The organism is Ochrobactrum sp. Q0168, from assembly GCF_016427605.1.
Classification (GTDB): Bacteria; Pseudomonadota; Alphaproteobacteria; order Rhizobiales; family Rhizobiaceae; genus Brucella.
Genome location: NZ_JAELXQ010000008.1, coordinates 114,904 through 141,055, shown reverse-complemented (window position 1 = coordinate 141,055; position 26,152 = coordinate 114,904). Strand labels below are relative to the sequence as shown.

The window sequence follows — 26,152 nt, the reverse complement described above, 5'->3', positions numbered from 1 at the left end:
CACTCTAAATATTTGTTTTTACGCATATCTTATCCGAAAACCGCTTCGCACTTTTCGGGATGTGCTTTAGAGGCGACGTTTTATTTGCTATCCAGCGCGTTGCTGATGCCAGGCGAGCGCCCGGACAATATCATCCGCCGCGACCTTGCCGATGATGTTGCCGTTCTCGACGATGCCGACATCGCCGCTGCTGTCTGCAACGGCGTTCATCAGTTCACGCACCAGCGTTTCCCGGCGTGCGGTGGCTGCAAAGGGGCGAGGGGCAGCGTTGCGGTCGAACGGCGTCATGATATCGCCTGCGCGCAGCACGCCGAGCGGGTTCATATGCGCGACGAAATCGGCGACATACTGGTCGGCAGGCTGCAGCAGGATTTGCTGCGGCGTGCCGCATTGCACGATGCGCCCACCTTCCATGATGGCGATGCGGTTGCCGATTTTCATGGCTTCATCGAGATCGTGGCTGACGAAGACAATGGTTTTCTTCAAACGCGACTGGAACGCCAGAAGCTCATCCTGCAACCTTGTGCGGATCAGCGGATCCAGCGCCGAGAACGGCTCGTCCATCAGCAGGATCGGCGCGCCGGTCGCAAAGGCGCGGGCGAGGCCGACGCGCTGCTGCATACCGCCCGACAGTTCACCGACCTTGCGCTTGGCCCAGTCCTGAAGGCCGACCAGTTCAAGCTGCTGGCGGGCCTTGGAGATGCGTTCTTCCTTGCCCATGCCGGAGATTTCCAGCCCGAAGGCCACATTCTCCTCGACCGTGCGCCACGGCAGAAGCCCGAATTGCTGGAACACCATCGAAACGAGCTCGGTGCGTAGATGGCGCAGCGTGTTGCGATCCGCCTTACCGACATCGATACCGCGGTCGCCGTCGCGCACCATGACGCGGCCGCGCGAGATCGGGTTGAGCCGGTTGATGGCGCGCAGCAGCGTCGACTTGCCGGAGCCGGAAAGGCCCATCAGGACGAGGATTTCGCCTTCTTCAATGTTGAGCGTGCAGTTATGGACGCCAAGCACATGACCGGTTTCGGCCTGAATCTGGGATCGCGTTGCACCGCGATCGGCCAGCGCCAGCGCATTATCCGTGTTCTTGCCGAAAATGATGCAGACATCTTCAATTGCGATAATGGTCATCCGCAATCTCCTGACATTTGTTTGAGCATGATCTGAACCGAAAACCGGTTCCCACTTTTCGGGATCATGCTATTTCTCACGCCCAGCGCGGAAGATGCGGTCGAGCACAATGGCGACCACGACGATGACAAGGCCCGCTTCGAAGCCGAGCGCGGTGTTGACCGAGTTCAGTGCGCGCACCACCGGAACGCCAAGACCATCTGCGCCGACGAGTGCGGCGATAACCACCATCGAAAGCGACAGCATGATCGTCTGGGTCAGGCCCGCCAGAATTTGCGGCATGGCATAGGGCAGTTCGATCTTCCACAGAAGCTGCGACCGCGAAGCACCGAAGGCTTCACCCGCCTCGATCAGCGAGGATGGGGTGGAGGAAACCCCAAGATGCGTCAGACGCACCGGTGCTGGCAGAACGAAAATTGCTGTGGCCAGCAGGCCGGGCACCATGCCGATGCCGAAGAACACGATGGCCGGGATCAGATAGACAAAGGTTGGCAGTGTCTGCATCAGATCGAGCACGGGTCGCATGGCGGCATAAAGCGTGGGGCGATGGGCTGCGGCAATGCCGAGCGGAACACCGATGGCCATGCAGAGAACGCAGGATGAAAGGACGAGCGTCAGCGTTTCCAGCGTGCGGTCCCAGTAACCCTGGTTGAGAATAAACAGAAAGCCCAGGATCGTCAGTATCACGACCGAAATACGGCGCTGGATCAGCCAGGCAATCACCGCGAATATGGCGATCAGCAGCAGGGGATGGGGCAGTTTCAAGACATAAAGCAGGGCGTCGATCATGCTTTGCATGACCGCTGCCAGCAGGTCGAAAAAGCCACCCATATTGTTCGTCAACCAGTCAACAACTGTTTTTGCAGTCGGTCCAACCGGAATTTTATAGTCCGTCAGCCAGTTCAACGATGAAGTCTCCTGCTGCGTTTTTTGATGGAAAAATTACGGCTACCCGCAAATAACGAGGCCGCGGGTTTAGCCGCGGCCTGCGAGTGCTGTGCATCAGAGGCCGAGGGCCGATTTGACGGCAGGCAGACCTTCCTTGCCGTCAACCGTCGTCACGCCTGCGAGCCACTTGTCGAGCGCTGCAGGATTGGCCTTGAGCCAGTCGGTTGCGGCCTTCGAAGGCTCTGCGCCATCATCGAGAATCTTGCCCATGATCTCGTTTTCGAGGTCGAGGTTGAATTCAAGATTGGTCAGGAACTTGCCGACATTCGGGCATTCCTGCGTGTAGCCCTTGCGCACATTGGTTTCGACCTTGGCGCCGCCGAGGTTAGGGCCGAAGAAGTCATCGCCACCGGTGAGATAGGTGATCTCGAAGCGCTTGTTCATCGGATGCGGTTCCCATGCGAGGAACACGATCGGTTCCTTGCCTTTGACGGCGCGTGCGACCTGCGCAAGCATGCCCTGTTCGGAGGATTCCGCCAGTTCGAACGACTTCAGGCCGAAGGCGTCCTTGTTGATCATATCGAGGATCAGGCGATTGCCGTCATTGCCAGGCTCAATGCCGTAGATTTTGCCGCCAAGCTTGTCCTTGAAGGTGGCGATATCCTTGAAATCCTTCAGGCCTTCATTAGCGGCATAGGTCGGCACGGCGAGCGTATATTTCGCACCGGTCAGATTGGTGCGCAGCGTCTCGACGCTCTTGTCATCGAGATAAGGCTTGAGATCGGCGCTCATGGAAGGGTTCCAGTAGCCGAGGAAGACATCGATGTCCTTCTTGCTCAGCGACGCATAGGTCACCGGCACGGACAAAACCTTGATATCGGTCTTGTAGCCGAGACCTTTGAGAATTTCGGTCGCAACCGCAGTTGTCGAGGTGATGTCGGTCCAGCCGACATCGGAGAAGCGTACCGTCGAGCAGCTTTTCGGCTCTTCCGCGAAGCTGGCGCCGGGGGCTGCAAGCATTGCCGTTCCCGTGGCAAGCGCAGCAAAGGCAAGCGTATAGGTCAGTTTCATTGTTCTCTCCATTTCCGGGCCGTTTTGACGGTTTGCTTATTTTTCCGGTTCCGGCTTTAGCAAACACCAAAGATTGCGCCGTTCAAGTACCACAGCGGCGAAAATATTCTCGATTGCGACGTCTGTCTCTTTTGTCGTGATGAGAACGAAAAAATATCTCGCACTTTTACCGGAACGGCTTCAAGTTGCGCCATGTTACGGATCGGTCCCCCGGTTTCAACCCTGCCACGCCAAAATGCCGGATAAAATCAGTTGGATGAGCGATCCCGGTTGTCGAAAAGACAAGCGCACTCTATTTGAAAGGGAACAACGTTTCTTGCTCACGCCTTTTCGGGAAACGACGTTCTTTGCGGACGGATCGACGGGTGAGCGAAAATGGTGCGAAGCCCCGGAATTGCGGGCCAATGGAAGGATGATCGATAGTGTGGAATGCAGTGCGGGCCGTTTTCTCCTTCCTTGGTCGTATGATTGTGGGTCTGGCCCGGCTGATAGCCATTCCATTGGCCGCTTTGTGGCGGGTTTATCTTAGGTTCGGAATATTGTGGAAAGCCGTGATTGGCGTGGTCGTGGTCGCTCTCGCCGCGCTCTATATCTATTTTATCTGGCAGACTCAGGTCTGGACCAATTTTGATCCAGACTATCCGGCGAAGTATAGCTATCAGACCGCCAACACGCCTGGCGAGGAAGTAACCTCGACGCCCGCCGCGCCCGAACCGGCACCTTCCACCGCACCCGTGACCGGGGCGGGCAATGACCAGCCATCTTCCGAAACCCCGCAGACCGATCAGCCGGTTCAGGCGGCGCAGATACCGTCATCGGCCCGCAAATGCTCGCGCTCGGCGATTGCCGAGGTTGCCGCAGACCTCACTGACTTCAACGTGAACCAGAATGCGTGGATTTCCTCCATGCTGCTCTACAAGCTTGGCCTGTTCGGTCTGGACTGGGACCGCACGCCATTCCTCGACAACAAGGCGTCGTTCCAGCGCGGGATCAACGCCGCCGTGCGTCGTACGGCGATTGAGCTGGTGGACAATATAGGGCGTCTGCGCGGTACATCGCAGATCGATGGCGATCTGCAAAAGGCGCGTGGTAATCTGCAGTTTGCCGAGGATTCCTGGTATTTCGGCCTGCGCCCGTTCGGCCCCAAGACCCCGACGCCGAGCTATTATCGTTCGGCGATTAAGGATCTGCGCTCGTTCAATACGCGTCTTGAAAACTGTCAGGCGACATTTGACGCCCGCGCCGACAATCTGATCCAGTTTGTCGATCGCATCGCCAGCGATCTTGGTTCGACTTCCGCAATCCTCAAGGACCGCGCGGAGAATTACCATAATGGCTGGTTCGACACCCGTGCGGATGATCGCTTCTGGTTCGCCTATGGTCAGCTTTACGCCTATTACGGCCTGCTCCGCTCGGCGCATTCCGATTTCCGCGGCGTGCTGGCTGAAAAGCACCTCGACGGCGTGTGGGACGAGATGGAAAAGCAGATGCGCTCGGCGCTCGATATGCAGCCCTTCATCGTTTCCAATGGCAGCCCGGATGCGTGGTTCACACCGTCGCATCTGACCACGATGGGCTTCTATATCTTGCGCGTTCGTTCCAATCTGGTTGACGTGAAGCAGGTTCTGGAGCGCTGACGGGCAATGGAACTGCCTCCGATTTTGCGACAGGCGGTGGATGCCGCGCTTGAGGGCGTGGCATTGGCCGATCTCAAGCGCGCCTCCGATCTTTTGTCGCGCCGCTATCGCGCCGAGACACGGGACGGTCGCCTGCATATTTCCGACGATCTGGCCGCGAAAGCCTATCTCGCGGCGCGGCTGCCCGCCACTTATGCGGCGGTGCGGGCCAGTCTCGACAGTGCTGCGGAAGTCTGCCCGGATTTCGCGCCGCAATCCATGCTCGATGTCGGGGCAGGGCCGGGAACGGCTCTGTGGGCGGCGAAGGATTGCTGGTCCTCGCTTGAAAACGCCACGATGATCGAGGCCAGCCCGGCCATTCGCGCGGTCGGCAGCAGTCTGGCGGGAAAGAGTGGTTTTGCATCGCTCGACTGGCGGGCGGGCGATGTGGTGAAGGAAAAGCTCGATTTCCCCCAAGCCGATCTCGTCACCATCGCCTATGTGCTGGACGAACTTGCACCCGATGACCGCCGCAGGCTGGTGGAACAGCTTTGGGCGTCGGCGCGGCAGATGTTCGTGATTGTCGAACCGGGCACGCCTGCGGGCTGGCAGCGCATTCTCGACGCGCGCAGGACGCTGATCGGCTTGGGGGCGACGATTGCCGCGCCCTGTCCGCATCAACTGGAATGCCCGTTGGTCGCGCCGGACTGGTGCCATTTCTCGCGCCGCGTTGCCCGTTCGCGCATTCACCGCATGACCAAGGATGCGGAAGTGCCGTGGGAAGACGAAAAATTCATCTATCTGGCGGCAGTGCGCCAACCATCCGATGCGGTTGAAGCGCGGGTCATTGCGCCGACGCGGGTTGGCGGCGGCAAGGTTTCATTGAAACTCTGCAAGGCAGACGGATCAGCGGAAGAGCGCCTGTTCACGAAACGCGACGGCGATTTCTTCCGCTGGGCGCGCCGCGCCGACTGGGGCGACGCTTATCTTGATGAGACTGCAAGTTAGCACTGCAGTTGCATTCTTCGTGATGCCGGTCTGCAACGAGTGATTTCCTGCGCTCCAGTGCCCACGTACCCTTAAGTACGCTCCGCTCCGGTGCTTAAAAATCACTCGTTTCGCCACGGCCTGACGAATTTGCAACTGTAGTGTTAGGAAGCCTGCAGAACGACGCGCGGGGCAGGGCGGTTGATGATGAACACCATCGCCGCCGCTGCAATGCACATCGCGCCAGCCAGAACAAGCGCTGGCGTATAGCTGTCATAGTCGGTGCGGACAAAGCCCGCGAAACCGGCGGCTGCGGCAGCACCAATCTGGTGCCCGGTGAACACCCAGCCGAAGACCAGTCCGGCCTTTTCCGGGCCGAAACGTTCGGCGGCAAGCTTCACCGTCGGTGGTACGGTTGCGACCCAGTCCAGACCGTAGAAGACGGCGAACAGCGCCAGTTCATAGACCGAGAAGTCGGTGAAGGTCAGATAGATCAGCGACAGGCCGCGTAGCGCATAGAACCAGAACAAGAGCCAGCGATTGTCGAAGCGGTCGGACAGCCAGCCGGACATGATCGTGCCGATCAGGTCGAATGCGCCAATGACGGCGAGGATACCAGCCGCACCGACCGGCGCGATGCCGTAATCGCCGCAAAGCGTGATCCAGTGGGTCTGAATGAGGCCGTTGGTTGAAAAACCGCAGACGAAGAAGGTCAGGAACAGCACCCAGAAGGTGGCCGTGTTGGACGCTTCGCGCAGGGTGACGAGCGGCGAGGCAAGCATGGCGCCAAAGCTCTTCTTCGGTTCAGGTGCTGGCAGCGGTGCGGTGCGGCCATAGGGCTTGAGGCCGATATCTGCCGGATGATCGCGCATCAGTGCCAGAACCAGCAGCAGCGCAACGGTCAGGAAGCCGATCACGATGGTGAGCGATGTGCGCCAGCCGATCGTCTGGCTGACACTGGCGAGGATCGGCATGAAAACCAGCTGGCCGGTGGCATTGCTGGCCGTCATCAGACCGACCACAAGGCCACGGCGCTTTTCAAACCAGCGCGCCGCGACGGTCGCGCCCAGCACGAGCGCCGTCATGCCGGTGCCAACACCGATGACGATGCCCCAAAGACCCACCATCTGCCATTCCTCGGTCATGAAGATGGAGCCGAGGAGGCCGCTCGCAATGAGAATGAGCGCTGCGGTGACAACGCGGCGCAGTCCGAACTGGTTCATGAAGGCGGCAGCGAAAGGCCCCATCAGACCGAACAGAACCAGACGCAGCGCCATGGCGAAGGAAATATTGGCGTTGGTCCAGCCGAATTCGCGCTGGAGCGGTTCGATCAATATGCCAGCCGACCCCATGGCGGCAGCCGTTGCCAGCATGGTCAGAAAGGTGATGGCGGCCACCACCCATCCGTAGTGGATGTTCCTCTGTTCGAGAACGCGTGCGAGGCGGGCAGATATCATTTTAGACGCTTTCGGTTAGGACCATTTTCGCAAAAAAGGCCACGGAGAGGAAGGCGAGCAACGGCGTTCGTAGCGATCACAGCCCGCTCCGTCATTGTTTCCAGTCAAATTTTCAGTCTATGGATCGCGTCCGGCGGCCTTCAGAGTGCCTGAAGCAGCGCCTGCAACTGTTCGACCCCTTCATTTCCAAGTTTGGTCTCGATTTCTTCCTGGGCTTTGTCCCAGAGCGGACCGCCACGGGCGAGAAGCTCCCGGCCCGTATCGGTCAATCTGATATTGGTTTCGCGGTGATCCTCACCGTCGCCGGGCTCGATCAGGCCCATCCGTTGCAGCACCTTGGCGTTGCGCCCCATCGTGGAGCGGTCAAGCTCGGCCATGCGCGCCAGTTCGGTGATCGACAGCGTTCCCGCGCGTTCGAGCCGACGCAGCAGGCTGAACTGTGCGACATTGATGCCAAGCGGCGCCAGCGCCTCGTCATAGATGGCCGAGGTTTTGCGGGACGCCTGACGCAAAAGGATGCAGAAACAGGAATGTGCCATGATGCGGGTATATACCCGTAATCATGTTCTGGCAAGCGCTCTCTTGCAGGGAAGGTGATGATCCTGACAGCAGCTGACGGTGATAAACCGCTCTTTAAACCGCGATATGTGCGGTTTCCTTGACTTCTTCCATGACGGCATAGGTGTGCGATTCCCGCACGCCGGGCAGCGAAAGAAGCGCTTCGGACAGGAAACGGCGATAATGGTCCATGTCGGAAACGCGGGCCTTGACCAGATAGTCGAAGCCGCCTGCCACCATATGGCATTCGAGAACATCGGGATTGTTGCGCGTGAAAGTCGCAAAGGTTTCGAAGACTTCCGGTGTCGTGCGGTCGAGTTTGATTTCAATGAACACCAGCATGGCGCGGTCGAGCATCTTGGGCGACAGCCGCGCCGAATAGCCCAGAATATAGCCTTCGCGCGTCAGGCGCTTGACGCGTTCGGCAGTCGCTGTCTGCGAGAGATTGATGCGATCGGCAAGCTCGGTATTGGTCAGGCGCCCGTTCTCCTGAAGGGCCTGCAGGATATTCCGGTCCATGGCATCAAGGTTCTTCATGCGTGTGTCCCCAACTGGTCGCCTGTTCGTGGCGACTCTTTTCTTCATGCATTCATTCTGAATTAAGTCACGGGAATGAATCTGAAATTGGGGCTGGGCGCAAGACGAAACTTGGTGGAAGGCCGACAAATTTACGGGGGCTGGCGCCGCCTGTGTCAAATACGAACAGGTAAGATCGAATCAATTACTAGTTGCCAAGATCATGCAACCCATGGTAGTTTCAATCCATACTAAAAAGCTTATTACACTTATAAATTTAGTCATTTGGGGGCGAGGAGCCTCGTTGTGATCAGGCAGGGCACCCCGCTTCCTTGTCTGTATGTCCTCATTAAGGACAGGGAAAAGTCCGGACCTTTCCGTGGTGTCCGGACTTTTCTTTTGTCGGTTCTGGAGGCTTAGCATAATTCTGACAGGTGTATGCCTGTCAGGAATGACAGGGTCGGATCCCGAACCTGTCGCGAAAAATGCATGGCTGAAATTTTCCGGTTGCAAGGTGTGGGGCGGAGCGCTAACACTAGCGCCCATGAACATTTCGCACATTCGTATCAACGGTTGGTGGTGGGCTCGCTAAAAGCGGCCACGCAGGCGTTTGCGCATATGCGTTCAGGAGACAGGGCCGCTGGGATTATCCGGGCGGCCTTTTTGTTTGGCTGCTCGAATGGACCGTAGCCCGGAAATATTCGAAAAACCAAAGCAATTGGGATTAGCCGACCATGAATGCGAAGATAGCGGATAGCGAGATATTTCAGCACGAAACGGCTGGCGGCATTGTCGTCGAGCGCGTGCGCCATCTCACTGCGTATAAGGGCGCCATCGAAACCTATATCGATGTGCTCAACGAAAGACGCGGTGCGGTGTTCTCGTCCAATTACGAATATCCGGGCCGCTATACGCGATGGGACACGGCAATCGTCGATCCGCCGGTGGTCATTACCTCGCGCCAGCGCACCATGCGCATCGAGGCTCTGAACGCCCGCGGCGTCATCCTGCTGCGCCCCATTCTGGAGATCGTGCAGGCCTTGGGCGAAGTGACGGTGGACACCTCCACCGAGGACCGCATCGAACTGACCATCGCGGAGCCGACCGGCACATTTACCGAAGAAGAGCGTTCGCGCATGCCTTCGGTGTTTACGGTGCTGCGCGCCATTGTCGGGCTGTTCTTCTCGGAAGAAGACGCCAATCTCGGCCTTTACGGCGCTTTCGGTTACGATCTGGCGTTCCAGTTCGATCCGATCCAGTACAAGCTGAAGCGCCCGGAAACCCAGCGCGATCTGGTGCTGTTCATTCCAGACGAGATTTTCGTCGCCGACCATTATGCCGCCCGCGCCTGGGTCGACCGCTATGAATTTACCTGCGGCGGTTCTTCGACGCATGGACTGGCACGGGCAACGCCTGCCGAAGCGTTCAAGCCGTCGGAACGTACATTGCCGCGCGGCGATCATAATCCCGGCGAATATGCAAAGCTTGTGGAGCGCGCCAAGGACAGCTTCAAGCGCGGCGATCTGTTCGAGGTGGTGCCGGGTCAGACTTTCTATGAACGCTGCCATACCGCGCCTTCGGAAATTTTCCGTCGCCTGAAGACGATCAACCCGTCGCCCTATTCCTTCTTCATCAATCTGGGGGAAAACGAATATCTGGTCGGCGCATCGCCGGAAATGTTCGTGCGCGTCAATGGCCGCCGTATCGAGACCTGCCCGATTTCGGGCACGATCAAGCGCGGCGAGGATGCGATTTCGGATTCGGAACAGATCCTGAAGCTGCTCAATTCCAAGAAGGACGAATCCGAACTGACCATGTGTTCGGATGTGGATCGCAACGACAAGAGCCGCGTCTGCGAGCCGGGTTCGGTGCGGGTGATCGGCCGCCGCCAGATCGAAATGTATTCGCGCCTGATCCATACGGTCGATCATATTGAAGGCCGTCTGCGTGACGGTATGGACGCTTTCGACGGTTTCCTCAGCCATGCATGGGCTGTGACCGTGACAGGCGCGCCGAAATTGTGGGCGATGCGTTTCCTTGAGGAAAACGAGCGCAGCCCGCGTGCATGGTATGGCGGCGCCATCGGCATGATGCATTTCAACGGCGACATGAATACGGGGCTCACGCTCCGCACCATCCGCATCAAGGATGGCGTGGCTGAAATTCGCGCCGGTGCCACGCTGCTGTTCGATTCCAACCCGGAAGAGGAAGAGGCGGAAACCGAGCTGAAGGCTTCGGCGATGATTGCGGCTGTGCGTGAAGCGCAGAAGAGCAATTATGTTGCTGAAGAACGGGCTGCCGCCAAGGTGGGTGAGGGCATCTCGGTCCTGCTGGTCGATCACGAGGATTCCTTCGTGCATACGCTGGCCAATTATTTCCGCCAGACGGGGGCAACCGTATCGACCGTCCGTTCACCGGTCGCCGACGATATTTTCGACCGCGTCAACCCCGACCTCGTGGTGCTTTCGCCCGGACCGGGCTCGCCGAAGGATTTCGACTGCAAGGCGACCATCGACAAGGCGCGCAAGCGCGAATTGCCGATTTTCGGCGTCTGCCTTGGTCTTCAGGCGCTTGCCGAAGCCTATGGCGGCACGCTGCGCCAGTTGCGCATTCCAATGCATGGCAAGCCGTCGCGCATTCGCGTGTCGAAGCCGGAACGCATTTTCTCCGGTCTGCCGAAGGAAGTGACGGTCGGGCGTTATCACTCGATCTTTGCCGATCCGGAGCGGCTGCCGGATGATTTCCTCGTCACGGCGGAAACCGAAGACGGTGTGATCATGGCTTTCGAGCATAAAAAGGAGCCGGTGGCGGCAGTTCAGTTCCACCCGGAATCGATCATGACGCTCGGCCACAATGCCGGTTTGCGCATGATCGAAAATGTGGTCACGCATCTGGCAGGCAAGCATAAGAAGCGTCGCAGTAACCACTGATCGCACGCTTCATCGCGTTGATATCCAACCGGTCGCAGGTACCCTGCGGCCGGTTTTGTTTTGAGCCGTTGTAGTTGCGTTTTTACTGCTTGCTCTGGCAAAGCATTTGCAACTGTAATGCCTTGCATTTGCAGCAAAAAATTAAATGCGATAACTGAAAAAACAGGGGTACGAACTTCCATTGTTCTGGGGTATAGAGCGGGTTCAAAAATGCTGTTGCATAGGACTGACCGGCTCTGAAAGCTTATTTCTGGCCAAAGCCGGTGCGCATGAGCCTGAATTGGTGAAAGTCCGGTCGCCGGACCTGTCTCGGGCATTACTTAGATTAAATCAAAGGTTCGTCATGGACGCGAGTGCAAGAGTTCGGCGGCTAGCCGCATGGTCGATCCCCGTTGCCTTTGGAGTGATGGGGCTGAAATATGTGGCCTATTTGCTCACCGGCTCTGTGGCGCTCTATTCCGATGCGCTTGAATCCATCGTCAATGTGATTGCGGCAGTCGGGGCCTGGTGGGCCATCAGCGTGAGCTACAAGCCCGCTGACGAAAACCACCCCTTCGGTCACCACAAGGCGGAATATATTTCGGCGGTTGTCGAAGGCGTGCTGATTACTGTGGCAGCACTGCTGATTTTCCGCGAGGCGTGGTTTGCCTTGCAGACCCCGCGCCAGCTTGAGGAACCATGGCTTGGCCTCGGCATCAATACGCTTGCCGCCGTCATCAATGGTGTCTGGGCCATGCTCCTGATCCGCACCGGACGCCTCGCACGGTCTCCGGCACTGGAAGCCGATGGCAAACACATCATGACCGATGTCGTAACCTCGCTTGGCGTGCTGGTTGGTCTGGTGGGGGCTGTCGTCACGGGTTGGGCGATCCTTGATCCGCTGCTTGCCATTGTCGTGGCGCTGAATATTCTGTGGCAGGGCTGGCATGTGATCAATTCGTCGGTGCAGGGGTTGATGGATATCGGCGTCGAGCCTGCCGAAGAAATGCGCATTCGTGATGTCATTTCGGCCAATGCTGCTGGCGCCATTGAAGTGCACGACCTGAAAACGCGTATTGCCGGGCGCGTTACCTTCATCGAGTTTCATCTGGTTGTCGCAGCCGATATGAGCGTCGGCGATGCGCATGTGATCTGCGACCGTATTGAAGATGCGCTGAAAGAGCAGATCGGCAGTGCGCGCGTGGTGATCCATGTCGAGCCGGAAGATGAGGCGAAACTGCCTTTGGGGACAAGTGCTGTTCCCTTTGCCTGAGAGCCTGTTCCAAAAGTCGCCCTGTGTGGCTGCAAATGGCGATTTGAGATTTGCTTTCGCATAATCTGAACCGAAAAGTCTGCAACTTTTCGGGATTATGCGAGGATTCCGGTGCTCACGTACCTTGAGTACGCTCCGCTCCGGTACTCGAAAATCACCATTTTCGCACACACATGCCGATTTTTGAGTCAGGCTCTGATTGAAATACAGGTCTGACCGAAGCAACTGGCGTAAATGCATCTTGCGTCGGCCAAATCGCGCGTGTAAAAGCTTGGCCATGATGACGAAGAACGCAACATCTCTGGAACATTCGGCTGCCGCCACTGGCGCGCGCGTCAATGTTGGCGTTCTAAACTCGCTTCTTACCCTCGGCCTTAGCGGCGATCGCCGGGCTCGTTGAAGGAGCGTCCGGCGGTCGAAAACGGTCCCGCTGGCCTGTGCTCCTTTTCACAAAACCCATATAATCGATCATGAATATCCGTGCTTGACGGGCTGTAATGCCGTCCAGAAGCCGGGAGGAAACGAGAAATGAACCAATCCGTTATCACGCCGCAATCCGCTGCCGTATCCGAACGCAAAGGCATGCCGGATGCAGCCACCAAATATTCGCCATTCCCGGCACCGAAGCTCGACGACCGCACCTGGCCATCGAAGCGCATCGAAAAAGCGCCGATCTGGTGCTCGGTCGATCTGCGCGACGGCAATCAGGCTTTGATCGATCCGATGGGGCACGACCGCAAGGAGCGTATGTTCCGCCTGCTGGTGGATATGGGCTTCCCGGAAATCGAAATCGGCTTCCCATCTGCTTCGCAGACGGATTTCGACTTCTGCCGCTGGGCCATCGAACAGGGCAATGTGCCGGACGAGCTGGATTTGCAGGTGCTGGTGCAATGCCGTCCCGAGCTGATCACCCGCACGTTCGAAGCTTTGGAAGGTGCAAAGACACCGATCATCCATTTCTACAATTCCACCAGTGAATTGCAGCGTCGCGTGGTTTTCGCCAAGGATGTCGGCGGGATCAAGCAGATCGCAACCGATGCGGCCAAGATGATCATGGATATGGCGGCCAAAGCAGGCGGCGGCTATCGCTTCCAGTATTCGCCGGAAAGCTTCACCGGCACCGAACTGGATGTGGCGCTGGAAATCTGCAATGCGGTCATCGAGATCTTAAAGCCGACCGCGGACAACAAGCTGATCGTCAATCTGCCGTCCACGGTGGAAATGAACACACCGAATGTCTATGCCGACCAGATCGAATGGATGTGCCGCAATCTCGACAATCGCGAAAACCTGATCATTTCGCTGCATCCGCATAATGACCGCGGCACGGGCATTGCTGCGACGGAACTGGGCCTGATGGCCGGCGCCGACCGCGTTGAGGGCACCTTGTTCGGCAATGGCGAGCGCACCGGCAATGTGGATGTGGTGACGCTGGCGCTGAACATGTACACGCAGGGCATCGATCCCGAGCTGGATTGCACCGACATCAATCGCATGAAGGATGTCTATGAATATTCGAACCAGCTGAAGATCGCAGAGCGTCACCCCTATGTCGGCGAACTGGTCTATACCGCTTTCTCCGGTTCGCATCAGGACGCGATCAACAAGGGCATGAAGGCGCGCAAGTCGGCCAATTCGCCGGTTTGGGAAGTGCCTTATCTGCCGATTGATCCGCAGGATGTGGGCCGCTCCTATGAAGCGATCATCCGCATCAATTCGCAGTCGGGCAAAGGCGGCATCGCTTATATCTTGCAGGCCGATTACGGCTTGAACCTGCCGCGCAATCTGCAGGTCGAGTTCCGCGAAATCATCCAGCAGATTACCGACGACGAAGGCAAGGAACTGCCGTCCAAGCGCATTTACGAAGAGTTTCAGAAGCTCTATGTGACGCAGCCCGATGCCCGCATCAAGTTCGTCGATCACCACACCATCCCCGATCCTGAACAGAAGGGTCGCCGTATTCTCACCGCCGAAATCACCGATAACGGCGTGACGAAGAATATCGAAGGCAAGGGTACGGGTCCGATCGACGGCTTTGTCGATGCGCTGTCCAAATATCTCGGTGTGAAGATGTCGGTCGTGGATTATTCCGAACATTCGCTCCAGCAGGGTTCGGATGCATCGGCTATTTCCTATGTCGAAATGGCCTATCCGGGCGGCAAGCTGTTCGGTGCCGGTATCAATGACAACATCGTCAGCGCGTCGCTGGAAGCCATCGTATCGGCAGCCAACCGCGTGATCGGCAAATAGGCCGAATGGCTGAACCAGTTAAAAAGGCGGCACATTGTGCCGCCTTTTTCAATTGTAGAGTTCCTGCTCGGACATCTTGAAGATGCGCTCGCTCGCATCTTCAATGCCGTGCTGTTCCCACAGGCAATGCCAGCCGCCATTCGGCTTGCGGTCGATGTTGAAAATATTGTAGCGGGCGGGGGGCTTGTGTCCACCATAGTTCTGGCTGGCCGACGGCACGCAGATCACCGGCACCTTGCCGTTTGGTCCGTCGATCTCATATTTCGTCGCCAGATGCGTGTGGCCGTGAATGACCAGTTCCGCGCCATGCTTGCGGATGACCTTTTGAAAACGGCGGATACCATAAAGCCGCTTGTGCGTCGGGGTTGCACCGTGGATCGGTGGATGGTGGATCATCACCACCCGGAAAAGCCCCCGCGCACCGGCCTCATCGAGAGCGGCCGCAAGACGCTTGGCCTGCGCGGAGCGGAAATCGCCGCTCGCCATGAAGGGTGCCGTGGCGCGCGCCGACGATACGCCGATCATTGCAACTTCATCGCGCACGCGCATATAGGGAAATTGCGGGCGCTTGCCCTTATTATCGATGCCGTCGCCGCGCATCCACGGTTCCCATTTGCGGCAGGACCGGTCGAGCGCGCCGGGCACATAGGCGTCGTGATTGCCGGGGACGACCGAAACATCATCCGGGTTGCCGAGCTTCGACAGCCAGTCTGCGGCGATATCTATTTCCAGATTGAGAGCCAGATTGACCAGATCGCCAGTGACGGCAATATGATTCGGCGATTGCGCCAGCATGTCGGATACAAGTTTATCGAGTACCGTTCCATGCATTGCACCCTTGCGGTTGCGCAGCCAGTTGATATAACCGGTGATACGCTTCGAGGCCAATTCGCGATATCTCACACGCGGCAGTGGCGAAAGATGGATATCGGAGATGTGAGCGAGGCGAAACATAAGGCCCGTTTACTGGATAATTTCTAAAATAGAAACCGTGTTTAGCGACTTTTTGTTGATGCGAATGATGCATTGATAACTGCATATAATGTTTGCTGGAGAGTCGGAATGCGCTTTCGTCATTTTATATTTCATTCATATTTTCTTTTGCGACGCCCCATGACACTTGGGGTAAGGGCAATTGTGTATGATGAAAAGATTAACTCTGTTTATTTGGTAAGACATACTTACGTGCCGGGATGGCAGTTGCCGGGCGGCGGTGTGGATAGTGGGGAGACTTTTCAGCAGGCGCTGGAAAAAGAACTGCGCGAGGAGGGCAATATCGTCCTGAAAGGTCGCCCCCAACTTCTTGCTCTTTACAAGAACGCCCATGCGTCTCCGCGCGATCATGTGGCGCTTTACGTTTGCCGTTCTTTCGAACAACTTGCGCCGAAAGCGCCGGATAGAGAAATTGCGGAAAGTGGTTTCTTTCCGCTGGATGATCTCCCGGATGGGACGACCGCTTCCACCAAGCGACGTTTGCAAGAGGCTCTGTATGATCTGGAGCCGCTGCCGTTCTGGTGAGATTAGAATCCGACAGGTGTGAGCGTTGGGTTTTGCTTCGCCGGGCGAAAGGATACTTTGTAATACTTTGGTATAAAGGGCGCATTCTGCGCCCTTTATCAAAGCCCGGCATTAGAAGCGGTAGGTGATACCGGTGCCGATCAGCCACGGATTGAGCTTAGCCTTGCCGCTCAGTTCTTGTCCACCGACAGTCACGTCGAACTTCGGTTCGAGGAACAGCTTCTTCACGTCGAAGTTCAGGCCCCAATGTTCGTCGATCATATAGTCGACACCAAACTGGAGCGCGCCGCCAAACGTGTTCTTGACCTTCAGATAGTCGGCGCTGCCAGCGTCTTGATTGTAGAAGATGGTGTAATTGACGCCTGCACCGACATAAGGCTTGAACGCGCCGAAATTGGTGAAGTGATATTGCAGTGTCAGGGTGGGGGGCAGAATCCAGGTCTTGCCGACCTTGCCCAGACTGCTGATGGAGCCTGCGCCGTTGATATTGGCATAGGTCGTGCCGAGAATGAGTTCGGCGGCAATATTGTTCGTGAAATAATAGGTGATATCGAGTTCCGGGGTGATCGACTTCGAATAATCGAGGTCGGAACCCGGAACGCCATTCACATGGCCCTTGTTTTCCGCAATCACGCCGAGCGCGCGCACGCGGATCTGCCACGGTGAAAGCGCTTCCGGCACAGCCTGGATTTCAGAGGCCGGCTGGGCGACAACAGTGTCGGCGGCAAAGGCGGCTGGGGCGGCAAAGGTCAGCGCGGTTGCTGCGAGCAGCCCTTTCGCAAAACGGTTCATCAAATCTCTCCTTAGTCTCAGTCTTGGATTGCGTCCTTGGGGGATGCATCCAATCTGAACTGCGTCGCCTTGCGCCCCATTGATCGAGATCAATGGGGCGCCAAGAGAATGAGAGAGAGCTGAATTAGGAAAGAGCACTGTTGCAGGAAAAGCGCAGCTCGGCTTGGCCTACATTGTTTTACGCAACGCGATCCCGGTCATGCGGAGCGGTAAAGTCGATATCCGGCCCCATCGGCACAATGCCGGTCGGGTTGATCGTCTTGTGGCTGCGGTAATAATGGCCCTTGATATGCTCCATATTCACCGTCGAGGCGACGCCCGGCACCTGATAAAGTTCGCGCGTATAGTTCCACAGGTTCGGATAGTCGGAGATCCGGCGCAGATTGCATTTGAAATGGCCGACATAGACCGGATCGAAGCGCAACAGCGTCGTGAACAGTCGCCAATCCGCTTCTGTCAGGCTTGAGCCGGTCAGATAACGCTGGCGGGACAGCCGGTCTTCCAACGTGTCGAGCGCGGCAAACAATTGCTTGAACGCTTCTTCATAAGCATCCTGCTCGGTGGCAAAGCCAGCGCGGTAAACACCGTTGTTGATATTGGGATAGATGAAATCATTGAGCGCATCGATCTCAGCCGCCAGCGCTTCCGGGTAGAAGTCGGGCGAGGCATCGCCGAATTCATTGAAAGCCGTATTGAGCATACGGATGATTTCTGACGATTCGTTGGAAACGATTGTCTGGCGCTGCTTGTCCCACAGAACAGGCACAGTGACGCGACCGGAATAGCTCGGATCGGCGCGGGTGTAGATTTCATAAAGGCGCTTGGAGCCGTACAGATCATCACCGGTGCTGCCGGTGGTGCCGTAAAAGGTCCAGCCTTCTTCCACCATCAGAAAATCCACGACCGAAACCGAAATAACATCTTCCAGTTTCTTCAGCGCGCGGAAGATCAGCGTGCGATGCGCCCATGGGCATGCATAGGAAACATAGAGATGATAGCGGCCGGGTTCGGCCTTGAAGCCGCCTTCGCCGGTCGGGCCTACGCTGCCATCGGCGGTTACCCAGTTGCGGAATTGCGATTTCGAGCGTTCAAAGCGGCCTTTTGTGCTCTTGGTGTCGTACCAGACATCCTGCCACTTGCCGTCGACCAGAAGTCCCATGTGATTTCTCCTTTTGGAGATAAGGTAAATCGAAATGGGCGGATTTGCAGTATCTCAACTCGTAAACAGTGCGTCACGCTGCCAAAAAGAGAAGCTGAAACCACCATTTTGAAAAAAATGGTTTTACCTCTGCTCAATTTGGTGTAATGGCATTTCCAATTTGCGATCCTGCAATGTTCGGTCGCGCTGGAGACATGGAATGGAAATGCTTTTCATCCGACGATGAAACTGAAACCGCGCTGCGAGCGCGGAATGCATTCCATTGACCTGACGGTCCCCGAAGTGTCCAATTGTGATCTTAAGCCATGCAGCAGCTTGAACTGACCTACGCGCAGGAATGCCCAGCGCACGACATTGAAATCGAAGCCATCAACGCCGAAGCTTTCGGCCCGGGACGCTTTACCCGCGCCGCCCATTTCATTCGTGAAGGTGGCCCGCATGATCTGAGCCTTTCCTTTGTTGCCCTAATGGGCGGCATCGTGGTGGGTTCCGTGCGGCTGACGCCGGTTGTGATCGGCAAGACGCCAGCGCTTCTGCTGGGTCCGCTTGCCGTGCGCCCCGAATGGAAGAAGCGGGGCATTGGCGGCACGCTGATGCGGATGTCGCTGGAAGCGGCGACCAAAGCCGGGCACGAGCTGGTCATTCTGGTGGGTGACGAACCTTATTACGGTCCGTTCGGCTTCAAGATGGTGCCGCAGGGCTCCATGGTCATGCCCGCGCCGGTCGATCCGCGCCGGATGCTCGCCTGCGAACTCACCACCGGCGCCGCAAGCGGCGTCAGCGGCATTGTGCGTCACGCCAGCCGGGCCTGATTTTCGGATTAAACTTCAATCTGTGAGACATTTGCGCTCCCCTTTCCGTCGAGACGCCGTCTTCGACGGCTCCTCAGGATGAGGGGCGCGCGAGGACGGATTACCGCCCTTCGCGATACCACATGCCGCCGAAGATGAGCAGCAAGGCGGCAAGCGCCAGGAAGCCGGAGAAGAGCGGCAGACGGTTTACGCTTTTAAGCTGCGTATCGGCGGTTTCGCGCAGGCCGATCCAGTCATTGCCGCTGGCGGTACGGTTGGCGGCAACTGCCGTAATCGACGGAACCCGCACGGTGCTGTCAGCACTTGCATGCACGCGATGGACCGAGCCGCCCGTCGCTTCAGCAATTGGTTTCAGGCGATCCACGGTCGAAATACTGTCGTTAAATTCCGGCGCATCCACCGGCCCCACATGGGCCAAGGTTTCCAGCTCGCCATTCTTGACCCGGAAAACGCCAATCTCGTCGGTTTGCAGCGAACCGTCGAACAGGCCCGGCTTGTTCTGCGCAAGATTGACCTGCAACGTCTTGCCGGCTGGCGTTGTGACAGTCGCGACGCCCGGATTATCACCCATCGTCTGACGGTGGATGCTCAAGGTGCGGCCATTGCCGGCGGCAGTGAGCGCTTCTTCTTCCAGTTCGGGTTCCTGCATCAGCCAGTGCGCAATGCGGCGATAGAGCGCCGCATAGGGGCCGCCGCCTTCAAAGCCGCGCGCCCACAGCCAGCCCTGATCGGACAGGAACATGCCGACACGGCCTTTTCCGACACGATTGAGCACCAGAAGCGGCTTGTTGTCAGCACCGCTCATCACCGTTTCGCCCTGCGGCGCGGTGATATCGATGGTGCGGAACCAGCGGCTCCAGTGGGGCGGCTCCTGCTCGCTGCCGTCGAGACCACGCGTAACGGGATGGCGTTTGCCGAGATCGGTCAGGCGCGGATAGAACGCCTTTTCCGTCACCGTGCCGGTCGGCATGGCGGGCAGGGCGTTATAAAGCGGCGTGCGGGCAATCGACATTTCGCCCGCATATTCCGGCCCGGCTGCGACCAGCAGTGCGCCGCCATTTTCCACATATTGCGCGATGTAATCATAATAGAGCAGCGGCAGCACATCGCGATGCTGGTAGCGATCCAGAATAATGAGATCGAATTCGTTGACCTTGTCTACGAACAGTTCACGCGTCGGGAAGGCGATCAGCGACAATTCATTGATTGGCGTGCCATCCTGCTTTTCCGGCGGTCGCAAAATAGTGAAGTGGACGAGATCGACCGCAGCGTCGGATTTCAGCAGATTGCGCCAGGTGCGTTCGCCATTATGCGGCTCGCCGGAGACGAGCAGCACGCGCAGATTTTCGCGGATGCCGTCAACGGTTGCCACCGCGCGGTTGTTGGCGTCGGTCACTTCACCCGGAATTGCGGGTGTGGCAATTTCAACGATATTCACACCGGCGCGGGGCAGGGTGATGGTGACAGGCGTTTCCTGTCCCACCTGCGCCTGTTCCCGAGATACCGCCTCGCCATTGACGCGGATTTCCACCGGTGCCGGGCTGCCGAGGCTCTTGCCTTCGTCAATGATCGTGAATGACATTTCCAGCGGCTTGCCGCTGATGCCATAGCGCGGGGCCTTGTTGAAGCGGATACGGCGGTCGAATTCATCCGGTTTGCCCGTCACCAGCCCATGCAAGGGGGCGTCGAAGCCCAGCGCATTCTTGTTGGCGGGGATGTCATGCACCTGCCCATCGGTGATCATGATCGCACCCGCAACGCGCGTCGGCGGTACATCGAGCAGGGCGCGGGCCAGCGGCCCGAAAAGCCGCGTCGCATAACCATCCTCGTTTTCGCCCGGCTTGCCGGTTTCCACCACGCGCGTTTCAAATTGCGGCATGGTGGCAAGCTGATCCTGCACGGCTTTCAGCGCGGCGTCGGTGTCGGCGCGGCGTGTGCCGAGCTCCTGGCTCTGGCTGCGGTCCACCACCACGGCGACCACGCTTTTCAGCGGCTCGCGTTCTTCATTGATGACAACCGGATTGAACAGCGCCAGCGCAAGGGCTGCGGCGGCCAGAAGACGGATCAATCCGCCGCGCATCCGCAAGGCGACAGTCGCCAGAACCAGCAAGGCAAGCGGCACCAGAATGCCGACGAGCCACGGGGTTGAGAGGAACGGTTCGAATTCGATATTCATGCCCGCCTCCTAACGCCGTAAGTTCCTATCTTTACGGACCGCAACGCTTCCCCCTCATCCTGAGGTGCGGAGCGAAGCGAAGCCTCTAAGGATCGAGGGCAGGCGCGCCGTACGTTTTCCCTCGCCCTTCGATCCTTCGACAAGCTCAGGATGATGCGGCGTCTTTGATGGCTCCTCAGGATGAGGGAAAAAGAGAAGCGGGACGGCACGATGACATAGTTACAATACACCATGCTCTAATTCCCCAGCCGTTCGAGCAGGGCCTTAATGTGCACCTGATCGGACTTGTAATTGCCGGTGAGCATATACATCACGATGTTGACCCCGCCGCGAATGGCATAGATGCGTTGCATCGGGTCGTTCGGCACGGTGGGGAGCAGGGGATTGCCCTGATCGTCCACGGCCCATGCCCCCGCCAGATCATTGGCGGTGATCATGATCGGCGTCACGCCGTCCCCGGTTCTAACCGGGCGGTTATGCGGTGAGGCGTTGGGTGCGGTCGCTTCCACCCAGAGCGGACTTCCCTCGTAGCGGCCGGGAAAATCCGGCATGATGAAGAAGGATTTCGTCAAGACGTGATCGTCCGGCACGGGTTCAAGCGGCGGCACATTCATGTCGTCGAGAATGGCCCGCAGGCGCTGGTTGGCGGGTGTCACCGATGGATCAAGGCTCGCGCCCGACTGCAACTGGTCGCGCGTATCGAACAAAACCGTGCCGCCCTGCTGCATATAGGCGTCGACCTTGGCGATGGCTTCGGGGCTTGGCATCGGCGCGTTCGGGTCTATCGGCCAATAGATCAGCGGATAGAAGGCCAGTTCATCCTTGGATGGATCGACGCCGATGGGGTCGCCCGGTTCCAGCGCCGTCTTGTCGGCGAGCGCGAAGGTCAGACCTTTCAGACCCGCCTTGCTGATATTGTCGGTCTCGGCGCTGCCGGTGATGATATAGGCAAGATGGGTCTGCGATACCGAGCCGACGATCGCCTCATCGCCGGGCTTGCTGTCGTCATGAATTTGTGGCGACTGCGGCGAGGGTGCTTGTGCAAAGGCGCGGTCATGTCCGGCAGACAGAACAGCAAGACTGCCCGCGAGCAGCAAAGCAATCCCCGCCGTTTTGGCGCGCACTTTCATGCGGCGGCGGAACGCGCCGCGCAGCCACAGCATCAACAGCGAATCAAGCGCCAGAAGCATGGCGGCGGCGGCAAAGAATGGGCCTGCCAGCGATATGGACTGATCTGCCGTATAGGAGACGGGCGTGATGCCGACCGACAGTATCGGCTGCTTGATCGGCTCCAGCTTGACGTTGCTATCGGCGAAAATGTTGAGTGCTTTCAAACCGTCCTCATTGCCGTAGAAACCGGGCGGCGTGTTGATGCTGACACTGGCTTCTCTGTTGCGCTCGACGATCAGCGGCTTGGCCTCAGAGGTCGGCGGCGTCAGAGCACCGGCAGCCGAAAGCAACTGGAAGGGCGGCAGTGAAACGGCATCCTGATTGTCCTGCGCGCCGGTGCGCTGCGACAGCGACACGATGCGGCGTAGCATTTCCACGAAAGAGCCGGAAATCGGCAGGGTCGACCATGTCGCGTCCGGCGCAATATGGAACAGCACGATATTGCCGCGACCGCGTTGCTGGCCCGTCACCAGCGGCGTGCCGTCCTGAAGGATGGCATAGGCCTTGTCGTTGAGATCGAAAGAGGGTTCGGCCAGCACTTGTCGGTTGACGTTCACGTCATCGGGGATCGGCAGTCCGGCAAACGGACCCTTTTCCGGAAAGGCGCGAAGCTTCTGCGGCTCAGACCAGGACAAGGTGCCGCCAAGCGCCCGCTCGCCCTTGCGCAATCGTACCGGCAGAAGCGGGTCGCTATCGCTCGCGCCCGCCAGACGCGGCCCGGCAAAGCGCACCAGCGTGCCGCCTTCTTCCACCCACGCGGAAATCTGCTCCGCGACCGGCTGCGGCAAGTTGCCGATATCGGCCATGATGAGGATGGACGGCTTGGCGTCCAGCAGTTCCGGCACCGACTGAAGCAGATCGGCGGAACGCGGCTCGATCAGATTGGCGTAAGGCGACAGGGCGCGCTTGATATAATGCAGCGGCGACAGAAGAGGCTGCGCGAGGTCGCCGTCGCCGCTCGCAATCAGGCCGATGGTGCGCCGCTCGGACCCGGCATCGACCAGATGCGTTGCGCCTGCCTGTTCCACACCGTCGATGCGGATCAGCCGGAAATCGTTGCGCAATTCGACCGGCAGGTTGAAACGCGCCGTGGCTTTGGGGCTTCCCAGCGCAAAGGATAGCGGCGCTTCCGCGATGCGGCGTCCCTTGTCGTCATAGGCGGCAGCCGTCAGACTGCGCGGCATGGTCACGCCTACCGGGCGAATGGCGATGGCTTCAAGACTGTCGGCCTTGTTATCCACGCCGGTCAGCGCGAGGGTGCGGTCAAGATTGGCGCCATACCAGAGAACATTTGCCAGATGGCCGGTCTTGTCCAATGCGGCAAAGGTTTCGGCATCGGCAGCGGTTGCCAGCCCGTCATTCATGAAGGCAAGGCGGACTTTGACACCATCCGACAGGGCGGAAGCCAGCCGTTCCATCGTCGCCTTGCGGTCGACGGGGATTGGGCGCGGTTGCATGGCTTGGAGCCGTTCTGTGGCGCGGGTGCCGTCATAGGGGCCGATTTCCGCATTGGCGGGTTCGGCGGTGCCAAGAATGTAAATCTGCGCGTTGGACCCTTCGGCGTCGTCGATCAGCTTTTCGGCGGCGTTGACGCGTTGCTGCCAGTCTTCGGCAGCGGCCCAGCCATTGTCTATCACGATAGCAAGAGATTCGGGACCGGTGAGGGCCACAGGACGCGGGTTCCAGATCGGCGCTGCCAGCGCCATGATCACGAGTGCGGCAATCAACAGGCGCAGAAGCGTCATCCACCATGGGCTTTTCGAAGGCACTTCCTCGCGCTTGAAAACTTGCGCCAGAATGCGAAGCGGCGGAAAGGTTTCCTCCTGCGGGCGCGGCGGCGTCATGCGCAGCAGCCACCAGATCACCGGCAGGGCGACCAGACCAGCGAGGATCAGCGGAGAACCGAAGGCGAGCGGCAGAAAATTCATGCGCTGGCCCCCGTTGCGCCCAATGCCCCGGTTGCACTTAGTGCATTATGCAGACGCGCCAGCGCTTCCGCTGCCGGACGGTCGGTGCGATGCACGGAATAGCTCCAGCCGAGCCGCTTGCAGAAGTCCGACAGGGTTTCGCGCCGGGCCGTGTAAAGACGGCGGTAATCTTCGGCATAGGTTTCGGCGCGACCGGCAACCAATGTCGCGCCCGTCTCGGGATCGCGGAATTCGGTGCGCCCGGAATAGGGGAAGGTTTCTTCGGCGGGATCGGCGACTTCAACCAGATGCGCCCGCACGCCGCGTTTCGCAAGCCGGTCGAGAAGTTCGGTCAGTTCGTCGAAAGGGTGCAGGAAATCGGAGATCAGCACCACTTCTGAAAAACGGCGGATCTGGGCGATATCCGGCAATGCGCTTTCAGGCGCGTCATGCATGAGCGCGCCTGCAAGACGCTCCGCGCCATTGCGGGCGGCAAAAGGCGGGATCAGAGCCGGAAAGGCGATGCGTTCGCCGGAGCGCGACAGGATTTCGGCCAACGCCAGCGTCAGCACCAGCGCGCGTGCTTCCTTGGAAACAGGCGACATTTGCGAGCGATAGAGCATGGAGGGCGAAAAATCGCACCATAGCCACACCGTATGGGCCGATTCCCATTCGCGGTCGCGCACATAGGTGTGATCGTCGCGGGCGGAGCGTCGCCAGTCGATGCGCGAAAGCTGCTCGCCCTGCACATAGGGGCGGAACTGCCAGAAATTCTCGCCCGGACCGCGCTTGCGCCGTCCGTGCCAGCCATTCATGACGGTATTGACGACACGCTGGGCTTCGACCAGCAGATCGGGGATCGCCGCTGCCCGCGCACGTGCGCGGGCCAGCGTATCCTTGCGATCTGCGGTGGAAACTTGCGTGCCGATCACCATCAGACAGCGGCCTTTACCAGATTGGCGATGACATCTCGTATGTGCATGCCATCGGCGCGGGCGGCGAAATTGAGCGCCATGCGGTGTTGCAGCACCGGCTCGGCAAGTGCCTTCACATCGTCCACCGACGGGGCGAGGCGGCCATCATAAAGCGCCCGGGCGCGGGCGCAGAGCATCAGCGCCTGACTGGCGCGCGGGCCGGGGCCCCAGGCGATGTGCTTCTTCGCATGGTCGTTGTCGGCGTCGGGACGCGCGGAGCGCACCAGTTTCAGGATCGCCTCGACGACGCTTTCGGAAACCGGCATACGGCGCACCAGTGTCTGCATCTGCTTGAGACGTTCCGCATCGAGAATCTCGTAAGGCTTCGCTTCGGCGACGCCCGTGGTTTCGAGAAGAATGCGGCGTTCGGCGTCGAGTTCCGGATAGAGAATGTCGATCTGCATCAGGAAACGGTCGAGCTGGGCTTCCGGCAGCGGATAGGTGCCTTCCTGCTCCAGCGGGTTCTGCGTTGCGAGAACGTGGAACGGCGCGGGCAGGTCATAGCGCTGGCCAGCGACCGTGACATGATATTCCTGCATGGCCTGCAACAGCGCCGACTGGGTGCGCGGGCTGGCGCGGTTGATTTCGTCGGCCATCAGCAGCTGCGCGAAAATCGGCCCCTTGAGGTAGCGGAACGAACGGCGCCCGTCGGCGTCCTGTTCCATGACTTCCGAGCCGATAATGTCGGACGGCATCAGGTCGGGCGTGAACTGGATGCGCTGGCCGGAAAGGCCGAGCACCACGCCCAGCGTTTCCACCAGCTTGGTCTTGGCAAGGCCGGGTACACCGACCAGCAGCGCATGGCCGCCTGCCAGAATGGCGACGAGCGTGCGCTCGATCACGCTTTCTTGTCCGAAGATGACGGTGCCGACACCTTCCTTTATGCGGGCAATATCTGCGAGCGCCCGTTCGGCTTCCGCAACAATCTGATCGGCGTTGGCGGTTTCAGGCGTGATGACGACGCTCATGGTGACCTCGCAATATT

At 58.6% G+C, this 26,152-nt stretch carries 20 protein-coding genes; 7 read left to right on the top strand and 13 right to left on the bottom strand.

The genetic code is table 11. The features are described 5' to 3' along the window. Positions 1-87 precede the first annotated feature (87 nt). The 3 genes from choV to JAU75_RS15505 all read right to left on the bottom strand — a co-directional run bounded on the left by choV (position 88) and on the right by JAU75_RS15505 (position 3,105). A complete protein-coding gene (choV, locus tag JAU75_RS15515) occupies positions 88-1,134 on the bottom strand; it encodes a choline ABC transporter ATP-binding protein (protein WP_199057393.1) in 1,047 nt (348 codons plus the stop codon). Positions 1,135-1,203: 69 nt separating this feature from the next. Next, positions 1,204-2,040 (bottom strand): choline ABC transporter permease subunit, encoded by an 837-nt coding sequence (gene choW, locus JAU75_RS15510; protein WP_199057392.1) that lies wholly within the window; start codon positions 2,038-2,040, stop codon positions 1,204-1,206. A 96-nt stretch (positions 2,041-2,136) separates the two neighbouring features. After that, a complete protein-coding gene (locus tag JAU75_RS15505) occupies positions 2,137-3,105 on the bottom strand; it encodes a choline ABC transporter substrate-binding protein (protein WP_199057391.1) in 969 nt (322 codons plus the stop codon). Between the two features lie 452 nt (positions 3,106-3,557). On the opposite strand from JAU75_RS15505, the gene JAU75_RS15500 reads away from it, so the two are divergent. Together JAU75_RS15500 and JAU75_RS15495 are read left to right on the top strand one after the other, a co-directional pair. Continuing rightward, a complete protein-coding gene (locus tag JAU75_RS15500) occupies positions 3,558-4,730 on the top strand; it encodes a DUF2333 family protein (protein WP_199057473.1) in 1,173 nt (390 codons plus the stop codon). 6 nt (positions 4,731-4,736) lie between these two features. Next, positions 4,737-5,717: a small ribosomal subunit Rsm22 family protein gene (locus JAU75_RS15495; protein ID WP_199057390.1), complete on the top strand. Its 981-nt coding sequence runs from the start codon at positions 4,737-4,739 to the stop codon at positions 5,715-5,717. A 143-nt stretch (positions 5,718-5,860) separates the two neighbouring features. Here JAU75_RS15495 and JAU75_RS15490 read toward each other — a convergent pair whose 3' ends face one another. The 3 genes from JAU75_RS15490 to JAU75_RS15480 all read right to left on the bottom strand — a co-directional run bounded on the left by JAU75_RS15490 (position 5,861) and on the right by JAU75_RS15480 (position 8,248). Then, the gene (locus tag JAU75_RS15490) at positions 5,861-7,153 is read right to left on the bottom strand and encodes an MFS transporter (protein ID WP_199057389.1); all 1,293 of its coding nucleotides are present in this window, start codon (positions 7,151-7,153) and stop codon (positions 5,861-5,863) included. 140 nt (positions 7,154-7,293) lie between these two features. Continuing rightward, entirely contained in the window at positions 7,294-7,692 is a 399-nt protein-coding gene (locus tag JAU75_RS15485; protein ID WP_199057388.1) for a MarR family winged helix-turn-helix transcriptional regulator, read from the bottom strand. A gap of 94 nt (positions 7,693-7,786) precedes the next feature. Beyond that, positions 7,787-8,248 (bottom strand): Lrp/AsnC ligand binding domain-containing protein, encoded by a 462-nt coding sequence (locus JAU75_RS15480; RefSeq protein ID WP_078338776.1) that lies wholly within the window; start codon positions 8,246-8,248, stop codon positions 7,787-7,789. Between the two features lie 713 nt (positions 8,249-8,961). Here JAU75_RS15480 and JAU75_RS15475 point away from each other — a divergent pair. The 3 genes from JAU75_RS15475 (at position 8,962) to leuA (ending at position 14,659) form a co-directional block, all read left to right on the top strand. Next, positions 8,962-11,157, top strand: coding sequence for an anthranilate synthase component I (locus JAU75_RS15475; RefSeq protein ID WP_199057387.1), 2,196 nt, complete (start codon positions 8,962-8,964; stop codon positions 11,155-11,157). 343 nt (positions 11,158-11,500) lie between these two features. Continuing rightward, the gene (locus tag JAU75_RS15470) at positions 11,501-12,409 is read left to right on the top strand and encodes a cation diffusion facilitator family transporter (RefSeq protein ID WP_199057386.1); all 909 of its coding nucleotides are present in this window, start codon (positions 11,501-11,503) and stop codon (positions 12,407-12,409) included. Positions 12,410-12,937: 528 nt separating this feature from the next. Continuing rightward, positions 12,938-14,659, top strand: coding sequence for a 2-isopropylmalate synthase (gene leuA, locus JAU75_RS15465; protein WP_199057385.1), 1,722 nt, complete (start codon positions 12,938-12,940; stop codon positions 14,657-14,659). A gap of 48 nt (positions 14,660-14,707) precedes the next feature. On the opposite strand, the gene JAU75_RS15460 is transcribed toward leuA, so the two are convergent. Beyond that, positions 14,708-15,613 carry a metallophosphoesterase gene (locus tag JAU75_RS15460; RefSeq protein WP_199057384.1) on the bottom strand — a complete coding sequence of 302 codons (906 nt, stop codon included), beginning with the start codon at positions 15,611-15,613 and terminating at the stop codon, positions 14,708-14,710. Positions 15,614-15,721: 108 nt separating this feature from the next. Between JAU75_RS15460 and JAU75_RS15455 the strand changes: the two genes are divergently transcribed. Continuing rightward, entirely contained in the window at positions 15,722-16,177 is a 456-nt protein-coding gene (locus tag JAU75_RS15455) for an NUDIX domain-containing protein (RefSeq protein WP_199057383.1), read from the top strand. Positions 16,178-16,288: 111 nt separating this feature from the next. On the opposite strand, the gene JAU75_RS15450 is transcribed toward JAU75_RS15455, so the two are convergent. Together JAU75_RS15450 and JAU75_RS15445 are read right to left on the bottom strand one after the other, a co-directional pair. Continuing rightward, positions 16,289-16,969, bottom strand: a complete 681-nt coding sequence (locus JAU75_RS15450) for an OmpW family protein (RefSeq protein WP_199057382.1) — start codon at positions 16,967-16,969, stop codon at positions 16,289-16,291. Between the two features lie 178 nt (positions 16,970-17,147). Next, the gene (locus JAU75_RS15445) at positions 17,148-18,128 is read right to left on the bottom strand and encodes a glutathione S-transferase family protein (protein WP_199057381.1); all 981 of its coding nucleotides are present in this window, start codon (positions 18,126-18,128) and stop codon (positions 17,148-17,150) included. A 305-nt stretch (positions 18,129-18,433) separates the two neighbouring features. Between JAU75_RS15445 and JAU75_RS15440 the strand changes: the two genes are divergently transcribed. After that, positions 18,434-18,940: a GNAT family N-acetyltransferase gene (locus JAU75_RS15440; RefSeq protein ID WP_199057380.1), complete on the top strand. Its 507-nt coding sequence runs from the start codon at positions 18,434-18,436 to the stop codon at positions 18,938-18,940. Positions 18,941-19,040: 100 nt separating this feature from the next. Here JAU75_RS15440 and JAU75_RS15435 read toward each other — a convergent pair whose 3' ends face one another. The 4 genes from JAU75_RS15435 to JAU75_RS15420 form a co-directional block, all read right to left on the bottom strand. Further along, positions 19,041-21,116: a glutamine amidotransferase gene (locus JAU75_RS15435; protein WP_199057379.1), complete on the bottom strand. Its 2,076-nt coding sequence runs from the start codon at positions 21,114-21,116 to the stop codon at positions 19,041-19,043. A 236-nt stretch (positions 21,117-21,352) separates the two neighbouring features. Beyond that, the gene (locus tag JAU75_RS15430; RefSeq protein ID WP_199057378.1) at positions 21,353-24,214 is read right to left on the bottom strand and encodes a DUF4159 domain-containing protein; all 2,862 of its coding nucleotides are present in this window, start codon (positions 24,212-24,214) and stop codon (positions 21,353-21,355) included. After that, positions 24,211-25,128, bottom strand: a complete 918-nt coding sequence (locus JAU75_RS15425; protein ID WP_199057377.1) for a DUF58 domain-containing protein — start codon at positions 25,126-25,128, stop codon at positions 24,211-24,213. The genes JAU75_RS15430 and JAU75_RS15425 overlap by 4 nt, the downstream gene beginning before the upstream one ends. Next, positions 25,128-26,135, bottom strand: coding sequence for a MoxR family ATPase (locus JAU75_RS15420; RefSeq protein ID WP_199057376.1), 1,008 nt, complete (start codon positions 26,133-26,135; stop codon positions 25,128-25,130). The genes JAU75_RS15425 and JAU75_RS15420 overlap by 1 nt, the downstream gene beginning before the upstream one ends. Positions 26,136-26,152 lie beyond the last annotated feature (17 nt).